This window comes from Neobacillus sp. GCM10023253 (assembly GCF_042653105.1).
GTDB classification, from domain to species: Bacteria; Bacillota; Bacilli; order Bacillales; family Cytobacillaceae; genus Neobacillus; species Neobacillus citreus.
The window spans coordinates 263,157-277,801 of sequence record NZ_JBHSHV010000028.1 but is presented as its reverse complement, the minus strand read 5'-3'; the positions used below and the strand labels follow the sequence as shown (position 1 = coordinate 277,801).

The 14,645-nt window shown below is 40.3% G+C and carries 22 protein-coding genes and 1 pseudogene; 14 read left to right on the top strand and 9 right to left on the bottom strand.

Annotated features, from left to right (window positions below):
• Nucleotides 1-16 precede the first annotated feature (16 nt).
• Complete coding sequence (locus tag ACFPA1_RS26650; RefSeq protein ID WP_378587572.1) at nt 17-394, top strand: YkvA family protein; 378 nt, start codon at nt 17-19, stop codon at nt 392-394.
• Between the two features lie 25 nt (nt 395-419).
• Nucleotides 420-1,247, top strand: a complete 828-nt coding sequence (locus tag ACFPA1_RS26645; protein WP_378587569.1) for a DUF4362 domain-containing protein — start codon at nt 420-422, stop codon at nt 1,245-1,247.
• A gap of 31 nt (nt 1,248-1,278) precedes the next feature.
• On the opposite strand, the gene ACFPA1_RS26640 is transcribed toward ACFPA1_RS26645, so the two are convergent.
• On the bottom strand, nt 1,279-2,028 hold the full coding sequence (locus ACFPA1_RS26640) for a glucose 1-dehydrogenase (RefSeq protein ID WP_378587566.1): 750 nt from the start codon (nt 2,026-2,028) through the stop codon (nt 1,279-1,281).
• Nucleotides 2,029-2,344: 316 nt separating this feature from the next.
• Between ACFPA1_RS26640 and ACFPA1_RS26635 the strand changes: the two genes are divergently transcribed.
• The 4 genes from ACFPA1_RS26635 (at nt 2,345) to ACFPA1_RS26620 (ending at nt 5,681) form a co-directional block, all read left to right on the top strand.
• Nucleotides 2,345-2,974 carry an NUDIX hydrolase gene (locus tag ACFPA1_RS26635; RefSeq protein WP_378587563.1) on the top strand — a complete coding sequence of 210 codons (630 nt, stop codon included), beginning with the start codon at nt 2,345-2,347 and terminating at the stop codon, nt 2,972-2,974.
• A gap of 217 nt (nt 2,975-3,191) precedes the next feature.
• Nucleotides 3,192-3,809 (top strand): LysE/ArgO family amino acid transporter, encoded by a 618-nt coding sequence (locus ACFPA1_RS26630; protein ID WP_213146387.1) that lies wholly within the window; start codon nt 3,192-3,194, stop codon nt 3,807-3,809.
• An 18-nt stretch (nt 3,810-3,827) separates the two neighbouring features.
• Nucleotides 3,828-4,964 carry an N-methyl-L-tryptophan oxidase gene (gene solA, locus ACFPA1_RS26625; protein WP_378587560.1) on the top strand — a complete coding sequence of 379 codons (1,137 nt, stop codon included), beginning with the start codon at nt 3,828-3,830 and terminating at the stop codon, nt 4,962-4,964.
• 21 nt (nt 4,965-4,985) lie between these two features.
• On the top strand, nt 4,986-5,681 hold the full coding sequence (locus ACFPA1_RS26620; protein WP_378587557.1) for a hypothetical protein: 696 nt from the start codon (nt 4,986-4,988) through the stop codon (nt 5,679-5,681).
• 203 nt (nt 5,682-5,884) lie between these two features.
• Here the strand turns inward: ACFPA1_RS26620 and ACFPA1_RS26615 are convergent, their stop codons facing one another.
• Together ACFPA1_RS26615 and ACFPA1_RS26610 are read right to left on the bottom strand one after the other, a co-directional pair.
• A complete protein-coding gene (locus tag ACFPA1_RS26615) occupies nt 5,885-6,280 on the bottom strand; it encodes a secondary thiamine-phosphate synthase enzyme YjbQ (RefSeq protein WP_378587554.1) in 396 nt (131 codons plus the stop codon).
• Nucleotides 6,281-6,326: 46 nt separating this feature from the next.
• A complete protein-coding gene (locus ACFPA1_RS26610; RefSeq protein WP_378587551.1) occupies nt 6,327-6,794 on the bottom strand; it encodes a hypothetical protein in 468 nt (155 codons plus the stop codon).
• Nucleotides 6,795-6,868: 74 nt separating this feature from the next.
• On the opposite strand from ACFPA1_RS26610, the gene ACFPA1_RS26605 reads away from it, so the two are divergent.
• From ACFPA1_RS26605 to ACFPA1_RS26595, 3 genes are all read left to right on the top strand, one after another.
• Nucleotides 6,869-7,162 (top strand): antibiotic biosynthesis monooxygenase family protein, encoded by a 294-nt coding sequence (locus tag ACFPA1_RS26605; RefSeq protein ID WP_378587548.1) that lies wholly within the window; start codon nt 6,869-6,871, stop codon nt 7,160-7,162.
• Nucleotides 7,163-7,242: 80 nt separating this feature from the next.
• Entirely contained in the window at nt 7,243-7,950 is a 708-nt protein-coding gene (locus tag ACFPA1_RS26600) for a YjjG family noncanonical pyrimidine nucleotidase (RefSeq protein ID WP_213146393.1), read from the top strand.
• Nucleotides 7,951-7,966: 16 nt separating this feature from the next.
• A complete protein-coding gene (locus ACFPA1_RS26595) occupies nt 7,967-8,179 on the top strand; it encodes a DNA-binding protein (RefSeq protein ID WP_378587545.1) in 213 nt (70 codons plus the stop codon).
• Between the two features lie 8 nt (nt 8,180-8,187).
• Here ACFPA1_RS26595 and ACFPA1_RS26590 read toward each other — a convergent pair whose 3' ends face one another.
• The gene (locus tag ACFPA1_RS26590; protein ID WP_378587542.1) at nt 8,188-8,529 is read right to left on the bottom strand and encodes a YqzG/YhdC family protein; all 342 of its coding nucleotides are present in this window, start codon (nt 8,527-8,529) and stop codon (nt 8,188-8,190) included.
• A gap of 88 nt (nt 8,530-8,617) precedes the next feature.
• Here ACFPA1_RS26590 and ACFPA1_RS26585 point away from each other — a divergent pair, with 88 nt between their 5' ends.
• A complete protein-coding gene (locus ACFPA1_RS26585; RefSeq protein WP_378587539.1) occupies nt 8,618-9,118 on the top strand; it encodes a GNAT family N-acetyltransferase in 501 nt (166 codons plus the stop codon).
• Between the two features lie 24 nt (nt 9,119-9,142).
• On the opposite strand, the gene ACFPA1_RS26580 is transcribed toward ACFPA1_RS26585, so the two are convergent.
• From ACFPA1_RS26580 to ACFPA1_RS26560, 5 genes and pseudogenes are all read right to left on the bottom strand, one after another.
• Nucleotides 9,143-9,268 (bottom strand): hypothetical protein, encoded by a 126-nt coding sequence (locus ACFPA1_RS26580; protein ID WP_261363804.1) that lies wholly within the window; start codon nt 9,266-9,268, stop codon nt 9,143-9,145.
• Between the two features lie 23 nt (nt 9,269-9,291).
• On the bottom strand, nt 9,292-9,525 hold the full coding sequence (locus tag ACFPA1_RS26575) for a hypothetical protein (protein ID WP_378587535.1): 234 nt from the start codon (nt 9,523-9,525) through the stop codon (nt 9,292-9,294).
• Nucleotides 9,526-10,088: 563 nt separating this feature from the next.
• Nucleotides 10,089-10,787: pseudogene (locus tag ACFPA1_RS26570) on the bottom strand (Type 1 glutamine amidotransferase-like domain-containing protein).
• Nucleotides 10,788-10,840: 53 nt separating this feature from the next.
• A complete protein-coding gene (locus ACFPA1_RS26565; protein WP_213146399.1) occupies nt 10,841-11,017 on the bottom strand; it encodes an amino acid transporter in 177 nt (58 codons plus the stop codon).
• The gene (locus ACFPA1_RS26560; RefSeq protein WP_378587532.1) at nt 11,004-11,363 is read right to left on the bottom strand and encodes a hypothetical protein; all 360 of its coding nucleotides are present in this window, start codon (nt 11,361-11,363) and stop codon (nt 11,004-11,006) included. The genes ACFPA1_RS26565 and ACFPA1_RS26560 overlap by 14 nt, the downstream gene beginning before the upstream one ends.
• Before the next feature lie 103 nt (nt 11,364-11,466).
• Here ACFPA1_RS26560 and ACFPA1_RS26555 point away from each other — a divergent pair, with 103 nt between their 5' ends.
• The 4 genes from ACFPA1_RS26555 (at nt 11,467) to ACFPA1_RS26540 (ending at nt 14,392) form a co-directional block, all read left to right on the top strand.
• On the top strand, nt 11,467-11,931 hold the full coding sequence (locus ACFPA1_RS26555; protein WP_378587530.1) for a GNAT family N-acetyltransferase: 465 nt from the start codon (nt 11,467-11,469) through the stop codon (nt 11,929-11,931).
• A 249-nt stretch (nt 11,932-12,180) separates the two neighbouring features.
• Nucleotides 12,181-13,422, top strand: a complete 1,242-nt coding sequence (locus ACFPA1_RS26550; RefSeq protein ID WP_378587527.1) for an MFS transporter — start codon at nt 12,181-12,183, stop codon at nt 13,420-13,422.
• A 79-nt stretch (nt 13,423-13,501) separates the two neighbouring features.
• Nucleotides 13,502-14,041: an HD domain-containing protein gene (locus ACFPA1_RS26545; RefSeq protein WP_378587524.1), complete on the top strand. Its 540-nt coding sequence runs from the start codon at nt 13,502-13,504 to the stop codon at nt 14,039-14,041.
• 219 nt (nt 14,042-14,260) lie between these two features.
• Entirely contained in the window at nt 14,261-14,392 is a 132-nt protein-coding gene (locus ACFPA1_RS26540) for a hypothetical protein (protein ID WP_378587522.1), read from the top strand.
• Nucleotides 14,393-14,645 lie beyond the last annotated feature (253 nt).

Genomic DNA, 14,645 nt, shown 5'->3' with positions numbered 1-14,645 from the left:
TCAACGGAGAAATAACATGTTTAAACAATTAAAAACCTGGGCGAAAGCTTTGAAACGAAAGATATTTGTCTTGTATTTGGCATATAAAGACCCAAGAGTCTCCTGGTATGCAAAAGTTTTTGCCATCTGTGTTGTAGCGTATGCCTTTAGTCCAATCGACCTCATTCCCGACTTTATCCCTATCCTTGGCTACCTTGACGATATCATCCTTGTCCCATTAGGAATCATGCTAGCATTAAAAATGATTCCGAAGGATGTTATTGCAGAATGTGAAATGAAAGCACAGGAAATGATGAACAAGGGGAAACCCAAGAACTGGATAACAGGTTCTATTATTCTGGTTATCTGGTTCTTGATTCTTATTTGGATATTGAAAATAATTTATTTTCGGTAACAGTTCCTAAAAAGGCGTGAATAATGTGTTAAACAGAACCGTTCTGTTCCTATTGATTTGTTTATTGCTGTCAGGCTGCCAATCCACCAGTGCTCCACCAACTAAAGTAAACCCCGGAAATAATGATGTGGTTGAGACACACGGTGGCTTGGAAAATTTTCAAAGGCTGGACCAGTTTGTGAAACATGTCCAGAATAATAAGAAAGATAAAGTTCGGCTTATCCGTTACACCATTGAAGGGGATCCGATTTTTCACAATCTAGCCTATGATGGTACTAATTTAAAGTTTACCTTGGATACAACCGAGGACAAGTTTGGTCAGGGAGAAATAACCACCACAACTTGTGAAAGTATCCTGAAACAAGAAGCCGAGACGGAAACGAAATACCTGTTAACCGGTTGCCCGCAACAGGAAACAAACGAGCTGTTAGTTATTTCCCATGACGTCGATAAAGAGGACTTTTTTGCCTTCGAGTTAAAATACGGGGTAGGAGAGAAAAGTGTCATCAATACAAAAGATCAAAAGCTCATCAAGGATTTGCAAAATGGGGAGACAGTACAGGTAAGCGACTTTCAATTTACCAAACAAGAAATAAATCAAATTTATAAACTAATGATTTTATCCAACTTCCTTGATGAAAAAAAACTGTCTGCTGCATGTAACAAGAAGCCTTACGAAAGCTACGAATTGAAGGTTTGGATCAACAGTGCTGAACGGCATTATAGCTGGTCAGAATGTGATAAAAGCAAGGATGGCGAAGTAATGACCAGGCTTGTTCAGGATATTGTTGCTATCTTAAAAAACAACCACACCTACCAGTCGCTTCCAGAAGTGAAAGGCAGTTACGAATAAAAAGAGAGCGGTCCTGACCGCCCTCTTTCCGTTATTCCTCATAAATCATTTTCCGAGTCATACCTCCGTCAACGACCAGATTGATTCCTGTCACAAAATCATTTTCCTTGGCGGTTAAATAAAGACAGGCCCGGGCAATGTCCTCCGGCTTTCCGACCCGCTTTGAAAAATGCTGTTCATGATCAGCCACGCTCAATTTTGAATAATCTCCTGTTTCAATCCAGCCTGGGGAAATGGCGTTGACTGTGATCCTATATTCACTAAGAGATGCTGCAAGTGCATGCGTTATGGCGACGATTCCCCCTTTAGTGGCAGCATAGCCTTCTGAATTCGGCTCAGACATGATAGCTCGTGTGGAGGCCAAATTCACAATCGAACCGCCATCTTCGTTCTGACGCATATATTTTGCTGCTTCCCGCGAACCTAGGAACACACTTCTTAAGTTCGTGTTGATGATATCGTCCCATTCTTCGACGGATACATCAAAAGGGGACTTGAATAATCCTTTACCAGCGTTATTGATTAAAATATCAATCCGGCCGTAGGTTTGATAGGCTGTTTCCATCAATCGGACAATGTCTGATTCCAGTCTCACGTCAATTTTTACAAAAAGGGCTTCGCCGCCTTGTTCGCTTATCGCGCTGGCTGTTTGCGAACCTGCTTGCTCATCCAAATCTGCCAAAACGACATTAGCGCCTTTTTCAGCATAAAGAAGCGCTACTCCTTTTCCAATTCCATTGCCTGCTCCTGTAACAATCACTGTTTTATTAGAAAAATCCATTTATTTTCACATCCTTATTTTTAAAAATCCACGAACACTAGTGGCTATGGTATTCTTTAGTTAATATTAAATATACCACTACAAATTAAAGATAAAAAAATTGGGATGCGATAAGATCAATTTTCCTTCTCTCGGGTGTCTTGCTTTTAGGTGTGGGAATGCGTGCTTATAAAAATAGACAGTTATTCATGAAGAAAGAGAAGAATTTTTAAAGCATAGGAGGAATTGCATCGGGGCAATTCCGCTTTTGAATAAACTTGCCAATGGGATTTCATGGTAAAATGAATATAGTTTAAAATTAATTAGGAGAAGACCAATGGAAAGCGAAAAATTAAAAATTTTTGATGATAACAGAAATCAAATTGGAGTTGCGTCTCGGGAAGAAGTACATAGAGTCGGCTATTGGCATGAAGTATTCCATTGTTGGTTTGTTGGTAAGGAAAAGGATACCGATTATATTTATCTGCAGCTCCGCAGTGAAGTGAAAAAGGATTATCCAGGTCTATTTGATATTACAGCTGCCGGCCATTTGCTGGCGGAAGAATCTGTAATGGATGGTGTACGAGAGGTAAGGGAAGAGCTGGGTATTGATGTTTCTTTTCATGAACTGGAACCATTGGGTGTAATATATTACCGCGTGTTCAATGGGAATTTCATAGATAAAGAAATTGCAAACATATTTTTATATAAAATGTCGGGCGGGTTTGAAGATTTCAAACTTCAAGAGGATGAAGTTTCCGGAATTATAAAAGTTAAGTTTGATGACTTTGCTGACTTTTGGCTGGGTGGAAAGGAAACCATCCATATTGAAGGTTTTAAAATGGACGAAGAGAGCCATAAAATTCATATTGATCAAATGGCAGGAAAGAATCAATTTGTTACACATCAAAATTCATATTATGAAACAGTTATTCAAAGGATTGCTCAAAAATTAAATTCTAAATAAGTACAACTTTAGAAAGAGGTATCCTTACTGGACTCCTTTGGAAAAATAAAGCCACAATATTGCCCGGGACCTATTGGAAGAGGTGGGAACGGTAAAAATAGAGCCGCAAAATTGCCCGTTCCCTTGTTGGAGAAAGTTGCGGACTCAGAGGTAGAGAACCAAGTTATCAATTCAGAATATTTAATAGATTTATATAGGAAAAATGAGGAGGAACATCATGCTAGCAGCACTACTTCATGGAATTGTATTAGCCTTCGGGTTAATTCTTCCTCTTGGTGCCCAAAATGTATTTGTCTTTAATCAAGGGGCATCGCAGCCAAAGTTTAGAGGGACTATTCCAGTCATTATTACAGCATCACTTTGCGATACACTGCTAATTTTATTAGCCGTATTAGGGGTTTCAGTCATTGTATTAACAATGCCGGTCTTACAAACCGTTCTATTTTCTATTGGTATATTATTCTTAATTTATATGGGCTGGTCCATTTGGAAAAGTGATCCATCAGACCTATCCCGCCAGGAAGCCTCTATGCCTCCTAAAAAACAGATCATGTTTGCGATGTCGGTGTCACTGTTGAATCCTCACGCTATCCTTGACACAATCGGCGTGATTGGAACGAGTTCACTAAGCTATTCCGGTACAGAAAAAGCGGCATTTACGGCAGCCTGTATCATCGTATCATGGATTTGGTTCTCCGGGCTTGCTGTAGCCGGTAGAATAGTAGGGAATGTCGACTCTCAAGGCAAATTCCTAAAAATGATCAATAAACTATCCGCCCTCATTATCTGGGGAGTAGCGATTTACATAGCCATTCAGCTTTTTCAAAAATTTTAGGTTGGCGGTGGAAAAATTATGGAACAGAAAATTTATGATGTCATTGTCATTGGTGCAGGTTCAATGGGAATGGCAGCGGGCTATTTTTTAGCGAAGAGCGGAAAAAGCACGCTGTTATTAGATTCCTTCAACCCGCCGCATAACAAGGGCAGCCATCACGGAGATACCAGAATCATACGATATGCGTATGGGGAAGGTGCGGAATACGTTCCGTTGGCCCTTAAAGCCCAAGAATTATGGAATGATTTAGAGAAAGCAACGGGAAAACAATTGTTTCTTCAAACCGGGGTTCTCAATGTTGGTCCAGAACAATCGGACTTTATCCAAAACATCATTTCCAGTTCAGAGACTTACTCTTTGCCTCTTGATGTTTTAGATTCAAACGAAGTAAACCGCCGTTGGCCCGGAATTTCATTATCTAATGAATATATAGGCTGCTTTGAACCTACATCAGGTGTTCTGAAATGTGAGGAATGTATCGAGGCTTACCAAGAACTCGCCATAAAGCATGGTGCTGAAATTTTAACAAATAGTAGAGTAAAAGAAATCAATATTCATAATAACCTAGTAACAATTAAGACTGAGAATCAGACATTTCAGTCCGAATCCTTAATCGTTTCAGCGGGAGCGTGGTCAAGCGAGCTCCTTTCACAGTTAGGTTTGAACCTTCCTCTCGAGCCAGTTAGAAAAACCTTTGCCTGGTTTGAAGTGGATGAGAATTTATATAATCATAAACATTTTCCAGCCTTTACATTCGAATCCGCTCAGGGCCATCATTATGGATTTCCGAGTATCGATGGAGCAGGCTTGAAGGTTGGCCGGCATGACGGCGGGGAAAAAATAAATCCGGACAACGCGATACCAGGATTTGGTGAACTTCCGGAGGATGAGACTGATTTGGTGCAATTTCTGAATGCCTTTATGCCGCAAAACCAAAAATTAAAATACGGTAAAACCTGTATCTACACCCTGACACCAGATGAAGATTTTATTATCGATTTGCACCCGAACTATCCAAACGTCGCTATCGCATCTGGTTTTTCAGTCCATGGTTTTAAATTTAGCAGTGCAGTTGGACAGGTATTAGCCGAATTGATTATTGCCGGGAAAACAGAGCAAGATATCTCTTTATTTTCCATTAATCGATTTAACTAGAAGAGTTTCGAAGGGGGATATATGAAAAAAATAAATTGGTTCCTTTTCAGCGCAATTGTCATTTTAATCGCTGCAGGCTGGTTTACATATCAAAAGGTCACCGATGAAACATATGAAGGAATGTCGATTATTCCTGAGCAGCACAAGGATATTCCGTTATTTAAGGGATTGAAACCAACACGTCATGAGTATGTAATGGAAGGAAACCACTGGAAAGAAATCTATGATTTTTATAAAAAGGAAATGCCGAAGAATGGCTGGAAGATTGATCTCGAGCAAAGCTCTCCAAATGAGGATGTACCAAGTTCTATGATCACATGGCGTAAAAAAGGAATAGATTGGGAATTATCAATTAGCGTGAGTTATTTTAAATTGAATAACCAGACAGAGGTTATTTTTGATAAAAATCCAATCTTACATTCGACCGAGTGGATTGGTCAAATTCCCAATGCCATCTGTATTTATAAAAGTACTTCTGATGAAAATTGTTCCGAAATTCAAGACCCATCTCAAATAACCGAGTTGGTCCGTATTATCAATGGTGCTATTGATTGGAATGGGAAAGTGCAGCCCCGTGAAAAAACTACTGTTATTAGAGTTGGAGATATAGAAATTAAGGTACTCTATGAAGGCGACAAGGAAATCTATCTTCAATCAGAAAAAGGCACGAAAATCATGAAGCCTGAATCGGAATTCTTTAAGCTTATGAATCTTTAATGGAGGGATCCTATATATGACACTAAACAGAAAACTCTTTATCCCTGGAGTCATTGGTTTATCATTTTTTGCAGCAATGTTCGTTTTAAATTTTTATTCACTAGAGAACGCAAAAAATGCCTGTGTCGAAAACAATAGGACCCCTAAAGTCGAGCAGGGGTTCTTGGCAATAAATTGGTCTGTTTCATGTAAATAGTAAAAACCTATAATGCCTTAACATAAAACGTCCGCGTTCTCGGCCCATCGAATTCGCAAAAATAGATGCCCTGCCATGTACCCAGAAGCAGCTGTCCATCGGAAACGATAACATGTTGTGATGCGCCAACTGTACTTGCCTTCATATGTGCAGCCGTATTGCCTTCCATGTGGCGGTCAAGGTTATGGTGCCAAGGATACACCTCATCAAAGCGGCGAATCATATCCCGTTTTACGTCCGGGTCAGCATTTTCATTAATGGTGATTCCGGCCGTTGTATGAGGGCAATAAATAATCACCGCTCCATCATGTAATCCTTGTTCATTTACAAAATCCTGCACCTGTTCGGTTACTTCAATCAATTCATCCCGTTTGCCGGTTTTCAAAGTGAATTTTTTGAGCATGCTCTTCTTCCTTTCAAAAAATAAAAGCCCAACAAAGATTGAGCTGTTATTTTTTCATATCCTTATGATAATAATCCATCAGTTTAACGGATTTTGCAATTAAGTGAGGATTGTTGTTATTTGCAAAAGCAATAAAATCGGTATTAACAGCAAGAACGATTGTATCGGCTGCCTTTATTTCTGTTTTTTCATTTAAGGTGATTCCGTCAAATGGCAGATAAATCCTAACAATGTGGGTATATTCGGAGAGAACAGGCTTTCTCTTAACCTCCTTGATCCAAATGCGGATGTCACTCATTTCCGGAGGATCCATCATGACCTGATTGGCATTATATTTTTCATGGTAGAAATCGCTGGACTCTTTGATGATCCAGTGATCAAGAGTCTTGTATATGAAACTCTTTGCCGCCGCGTTTTTTACTTCTATTTCTTTTCCCGTCTCGATGACTTCAGCGGCCGCAGGGGAATGGAAATATAGTATCATTAAGAAAAATAACATTAGAATTTTCTTCAAAGTCAGTCACCTCCTAAAATTTAAGGTTTCCTAAATTAATTTATTTATTTTTAAGAAAAGGAAGGAGAAAAAATATGATTTTAGAAGCTGCGATGCTCCAAGTTAAACCAGGAATGGAACAGGAATTTGAGGGCGCATTCCGTAAAGCATCTTCCATTATTTCATCAATGAAAGGCTATCTCTCCCACAAACTGCAGCACTGCCTGGAAGTGAAGGGGAAATACTTGCTCCTGGTACAGTGGGAAACATTAGAGGATCATACTGTCGGCTTTAGAGAGTCGAAGGAGTATCAAGAATGGAAAAAACTTCTCCATCATTTCTATGATCCATTTCCAACAGTGGAGCATTTCAAAAAAGTGGAACTTTAAACGTGAGGTCTTTCTAAGCTGCCCACAGTAAAAAATGATAAAATAGAGAAAACTAGCTTAATAGATTAATGGAGGCAGCTATGAGATACGATATAATCTTTTTTGATATTGATGATACATTGTTCGATTTTGGGAAAACGGAACAGAATGCACTGCATAAGGCATTTACAGACTTTGGTCTGCCGTCAGGAATGCAGGATTATCGTCCGCACTATAAAGAAATAAGCAAGGTTTTATGGGGAGAATTAGAACAAGGGCTGATAACATTAGCCGAATTAGGTGTGGAAAGGTTTAAACGCTTGTTTGTTGAATATAATCTCAGCATTGATGCAGAGCGTTTTAATCAAATCTATCTAGGGTATTTAGGAGAGGGAAGCCATCTTGTTCCCGGAGCATTTGAAGTGTGCACTAGTTTGAATGAGTGCAGGCTGGCTGTTATTACTAACGGATTTGGCCAGGTGCAGAAGTCTAGAATAGCGGGCTCGCCACTCTCTCATGCATTCGAGGAGGTAATAATTTCTGAAGAAGCAGGATACCAAAAGCCTCATACAGGAATCTTTGATTATGCCTTTTCCAAGCTGCAAATTACAAACAAAGAACGAGTTTTAATGGTGGGTGATTCCCTGACTTCTGATATCCAAGGCGGTATCAATTATGGGATTGATACTTGCTGGTTTAATCCGAATTATAAAGATAACAATATTGGTATCAAGCCTACTTATGAAATTCGTGAACTAACGGACCTTTTAAAAATTGTTGGGCAAAAACAAGCTATGCTGATTAAATAAGTGAACGAGGGATTGAATGGAACAGAACGTAGGCTTTGATAATAGTGACTTGCCGAAGAAATTGGCCAAGCCTGCTCGCAGGGCGCTAGAAGGTGCGGGCATTTTTCGGCTAGACCAATTATCAAAGTTAAGCGAGGAAGAGATTCTGAAATTGCATGGCATGGGTCCCAAAGCATTAGGGCAGATACGTGAAGCGTTAGCTGCGAAGGGAATTTCATTCCGCAGCTGATTGTGAGATTATCTTGTGGATTCCTTGAACGTCACTTTTTGAATCTTTTCCGTTTTGTTTTCAAATTGAATATCGATAAATACACCAAATTCTCTTTGTCCTTCCTTTAACCACAACTTGAATTTTTCTACTGAGGAATTGGCGCCAGGCGTTCTTCCAATGTGGAGATAATCGACAATTTGGGCATTCGGATACTTTTTATGTGTTCTTTCCATTGCAACCCTTCCCCATTTGGCATAGGGTGGAATGGGTTTCTGCTGCGCATTTGTGTTATGTGTTAAAACCGTTGGAAGGCTGCTGACAGACACAAGAGCTGTTGCGGTTAGGAAGCTGACTAGTATCTTTCTCAACTTAATTCCCCCTTTGTTTACGATTAGGATGGGGATTTTGAATCGGAATTATGTTAACAAATCTGTGGAAGTAAAAGGATGTTATTGAATGGTTATAAGAGAGATAGAAGTTAACGAAGCAGAAAAGCTTGCGAGTCTTATCCAACAGGTCGAAGCTGAATCTGCGTATATGCTGATGGAGGCGGGCGAAAGAAGAACGACGGCCGAACAGCACCGCAAAAGAATTGAATCAATGAAGACGAGCGAAAACTCAACAATATTAGTTGCAGAGAATAGCGGGACATTGGTCGGTTATATGTTTGTAATCGGAGGGACAGTAAGAAGAACCAAACACTCTGTCTATCTTGTTGTCGGTATTTTAAAGGATTATCGTGGGCAAGGTATCGGGACTAAACTGTTTGAAAGACTTGATCAGTGGGCGGTTAGCCATAAGATTCACCGTTTGGAATTAACGGTTGTCACCCATAACGAAGCCGGAGTAGCCCTATATAAAAAAATGGGCTTCGAGATTGAAGGAACAAAGAAACATCCCCTGCTAATTGCAGGTGAATTTGTTGATGAGTATTACATGGCCAAACTGCTGCAGTGAACGGGGGAAAGGGGAAGACGCCGTTTATAGGCGGTCGTCCTCCCATGCACGGCTGTAATCCTTTATATTATCATTTGTTTTTAGTGTTTTAACTTCCTGGCTTTGGGTATTCCCCTGTGCAGGCTGGCGTTTTTTATTTTGCTTTTTCAAATCGATTGCCTCCCGATAAGAGTCTATTCAAAGAATCCTAAGGCATACTTTACAGCTTCATGAATATCGCTTGTTTCGTATGCCACCATATCCTCATGGGAAATTTTCATTCTTACGCTTTCCAAATCATATCCACTGTCCAAATCCATCTCTAAAAGAACCTCATATCCTTCGGACCCAACACTCGTCTCAATAATATTAAATGTCCGAATAGCTGACCCTGTTTCGTAATCCTTTGAGTCCAAACTATCTGCCATAAAAACACCCCGTTTTTCGCATTCTTGGCTACAAATTTAGATTTCCAATCGCGCCTTGTCCGTATTCATTTCAATTTTTGGAGTAAATACCTATATAAATTGGGAAGATAGCAATAGGAGGGAGTCATGATTAAACATTAATTTCCTTATATAGCGGAACGGACATTGGTGAAAAAAGGTTAGTTATAACAAGTGGTAAATACAGCGAAAAATGGGGGAACTCATTTACCAGGTATATTTTTTATAAAGAGATCAACGGGTCAAATATCCTTTTAAAAATAAAGCTGGTCCAGAAAAGTGGGAAGTGGTTGAAAAAAGTAAAGTTCGTGGACGATACATAACATTGAGGGAAATTAATAAAAACTGCGGACAGGGTGGGTGAAATTGGTAATTGAAGAGATCATAACGCCCGATCCGTCTGGAATATAAGTGGTCCGGTCGTTATGAAAGGCTTATAACACCCAAACCGAAGAAAGAAACAGCGCTTGGGTAGTTATGAAAGGCTTATAACACCAAAGACATCCAAAATCCGCACCCCTAGCGTTATAACAGACCAATAACAGCTATTTATCCCCCAAATACTCCGTCCTAAGCTCAGTCTCAATCACCTTATTATCAAAAGAGAGGGAGTAGGCCTTTGCATTCGGCCTGGAACTAACAATTTTATGAACATCCTGATCAATAAAATGAATCGCCACCCCATCATCTGCGGCAATCCCTCCCCCAAGTGCTCCCGTACCCACAAGCCGATGGTAAGCCGGCCGTCTGTCCTCTTCGCCATCGTAATGCGGACAATTACTGCCTTTCAAAAATCCCAGTGCTTTAATTGGTTCAAGGCCGCCGCCAAAGGAATCAGTGACACCTTCTTCAAACCAGCAAATCGAACCAGCACTGATTCCTGCCAAAACGATGCCTTGATTCCAAGCCTTTTTCAAAATTTCATCCAAGCCCCATTCTTTCCAAAGCACCAATAAATTTTTGGTGTTGCCACCGCCGACATAAATGATATCTTTTTCCAACACGAAGCTCTCCAAATCTCTAGTCGGAGGTCTGAACAATGATAGATGCGAAGGTTCACAAGGCATTTTTTAAAAAAAACGATAAAAATCGCTGACATAACTGTCTGAATCCCCGCTGGCAGTCGGGACAAAACAGATTTTTGGATTGGTTTTCCTAGATTGTTGCAGGATATATGTATCTAATAACGGGTTCTCCGGTTCCATCGAGAATCCGCCGCCGCCCAGCGCGATAATTTGCTTCATTCGATTCAGTCCTTTCCAAAATTATTGATATCCTTTTGCTTTTTTTAAAAAAACTATAGCAATATATTTAAAATAATCAACAACATAATCCCTAAAGCAAAAAAACTAATAAAAAAGTATCCAAAATACCTTAACGGCTTTGGCAGTTTTTTTAAACTTCCGTTTGCGGCATTGCCTTCGATTTTATCATAGTGATCAATGACATCATTAAATGGTTTATTTTTCGTCATTCAGACTCACCTCGTTATGAGAATGTTTTCTTTTTCTAAACATGATGATAGCAGCTGCCATTAAGAAAAGAGGGGAAATAACTAGCCATTTAAACACTCCAGGTGTTGCCGCCAAATATAAAGTTAACGGGAAAGACCAGATTGCACAAATCAATAATAAGATAGGTTTAAAAGAGCGGCTTGCGTAAAGACCTATAATCATCGGAAGAAAATACGAAAGTGAAAAGGATGCAAGAACATCTTCAGGCGGAGGACCTCCAACGTAAGGATTATTGAATAAAAAGTATATGCAGAAAAGAAGTCCGCCTAAAGAGCCAAGCACTCCCAAAAGTCTTGCTATATTCAACGCCATCCCCCCTCATTTCTTTATATTCGAATATTAGACCCAAATAACCTTCATTTTCCAAATCTTTGATAAAATAAAGAAAACATAAGCAGGGGTTATTTCTATGAAAAAGGTTGTTTTAAAGCCCGTTGAATGGGATCAAAGATTGTCTTTTTTTGATTTGCTTCTTTTAGCAGATGAAAGCGAAGAAATCGTTAACAAATATATACTTGAAGGTGAAATGTACTCCATCAAATATAAAGGGGCCACTGCCGGCGTTATGTTATTCACCTTCCATCTGGACCACGTTGTGGAAATTAAGAACATGGCTATATCAGAAAAGTATCAGGGAATGGGAATTGGCAAAATGGCCATAAAGGAGTCCTTTGTAGTTTATCGGTCCAGAGGATTCAACAAAATGATTGTCGGCACCGCCAATTCCAGCATTGCTAACCTCGCCTTTTATCAAAAAGCCGGTTTTCGAATGTCGGAAATTAAAAAGGATTTTTTCAAAAAATACCCTGATCCAATCTATGAAAATGGCATTAGGGCTTTGGATATGGTGTTGTTCGAGAAAAATTTACCATAAACTAACATACTTTTGCTTGAAACTCAAAAACAAATCCAGTAAAATGAAAATTACTCAAATTCGGAAGGGTGAACATTAAGCCAATGAATAACTAATCCTATTTTTAGAAATAATTCGTAATAACGAACATAATTCTGGATAGGATTGGTATGGGCTTTTTTATAAAAAGGTTTAAATGGTACTTGGTGTACTATGACTTTTTGCGCCTGAAAAACCTCCTATCCATTGATCGGATAAGGAGGTTTTTTTATGGAAACAACAAAATCAGACATGACCCTTGGGGCATTGTTTCGAAATCGGGTGATTCAAACAATCCTACTTTCAACTTTTTTCCTGCAAATCGGGATTTGGGTCCGAAATTACTCGATTTTACTATTCGTAGTAGAAAAAACAAATGAAAATGCAGTAGCCGTGTCGCTCATTTCGGTGGCGGAATTTGCTCCAATCTTTCTATTTTCCTTTATTGGAGGAACATTTGCCGACCGCTGGCGGCCAAAAAAGACGATGATATGGTGTGATTTCCTTAGTGCTATTTCGATCTTTGTTGTGCTGCTGGCGCTTGTTTTTGGAAGTTGGAAAGCTATTTTCTTTGCGACACTCGTATCCTCTATACTTTCCCAGTTTTCACAGCCATCAGGGATGAAGCTGTTCAAACTGCATGTAAGGGAAGAACTCATTCAAATGGGGATGTCAATCTACCAAACCCTATTTGCACTGTTTATGATTCTTGGCCCGGTGATTGGGACGTTTGTGTACCAGCGTTACGGAATTGATGTCGCGATTGCCATTATGGGCGTTGCCTTTTTGCTATCGGCAGGAATTCTATTTTTACTTCCAGCCGATTATGAGGTAGAGGAGAAGGCCGAAAAAACAACCATCACGCAGGAAATGAAAGCAGGGTTCAGTTACGTTTTGAACAGCCGTCCATTGACGATGCTTGGCGGATGTTTCGCGGCAGCCGGGTTGGCGCTGGGACTGACGCAGCCGCTGGCAGTATTTCTTGTCACAGAAAAGCTCGGCCTGCCAAAAGAGCAGCTGCAGTGGCTGATGGCAGCATTTGGTGCAGGGATGATTTTAGGTGGCGGCCTTACTGTAGGATTGGCCAAAAAGACCCCGCCGCAAATTCTGCTAGCACTAGGAATGGCTATAAATGCGATTGTTTTTATGATGCTGGGGCTATCTGAGTTGTTCTGGCTAACTTTAACGGTTCAATTTATCGCTGGCTTATTTATGCCATGTATCCATATTGGAATCAATACGATGATTTTGAAAAATACAGATGCCGACTTTATCGGCAGGGTAAACGGAATTTTGAATCCGATGTTTATGGGAACGATGGTCATTACCATGACCGCAAGCGGCTGGCTCAAGGAAAAGTTTTCGCTTGTGGCGATGTATGAAACGACTGCGCTGTTATTTATCATCGGGGTGTTATTCCTAGTTCCGCTTTTCAAAGGGTCGGCTGTTTTGAAAAAAAGTGAAGAGGCTTAATTTTTTAAGAGGAGCTTTTATAAAGGCTCCTTTTTTTATGGTAAAATATTCATATTGAGTACGAGGGAGGGCTTCAGACATGGATGTAATTGAAAAAGCACTTCAAATTGCCAGTAAAGCGCATCAGCGCCAGTATCGGAAAGGAACGGACATCCCATATATCGCACATCCGGTTGCCGTAGGAATGCTGTTGATGAAGGCGGGTTATCGCGATGAAGTCATAGCAGCGGGAATTCTACATGATACTGATGAAGATACCGATTACAAACTAAAAGACATCAAACATGACTTTGGTGAAGAGATAGCTGAAATCGTGGCTGGATGTTCCGAGCCCGATAAGTCGCTTTCCTGGGAAGAACGGAAGGAGCACACAATCGAATTTTTGAAAAACGCCTCCAGCGATATCCGTGCGGTTGCTTGTGCCGATAAACTTCATAATATCCGGTCAATCATTAAAGATTATGAGCAGGAAGGCGAAGCGGTGTGGAAGAGGTTTAACCGCGGCAAGGAGAAGCAGGAGTGGTATTATACAAGGTTAGTGGATAGCCTCAGGTACCAGGGGTCGTTTAGTTTAGTAGACGAACTAGAGAAAGAGGTAATCAGGTTGTTTAAGCGTTAGAATTTTTTGTTATCTAGCTTTACTTTAGTAGGGGAATGAAGGACATTTTGAACGAGGGGCCGCAAGGATTTGGTCGTCATCAAGTCTATGAAGGACATTTTGAATGAGGGGCAGCAAGGATTTGGTCGTCATCAAGTCTATGAAGGACATTTTGAATGAGGAGCCGCATGGATTTGGTCTTCATTAAATCTATGAAGGACATTTTGAACGAGGAGCCGCATGAATTTGGTCTTCACCAAGCCAATGAAGGACATTTTGAACGAGGAGCCGCATGAATTTGGTCTTCATCAAGCGAATGAAGGACATTTTGAACGAGGAGCCGCATGGATTTGGTCTTCATCAAGCGAATGAAGGACATTTTGAACGAGGAGCCGCATGAATTTAGTCTTCACCAAGCGAATGAAGGACATTTTGAACGAGGAGCCGCATGGATTTGGTCTTCATCAAGCCAATGAAGGACATTTGGAACGAGGGGCCCCATGAATTTGGTCTTCATCAAGCCAATGAAGGACATTTTGAACCAAGGACCCCATGGATTTGGTCGTCATCAAGCGAATGAAGGACATTTTGAACTAAGGACCCCATGAATTTGGTCGTCATCAAG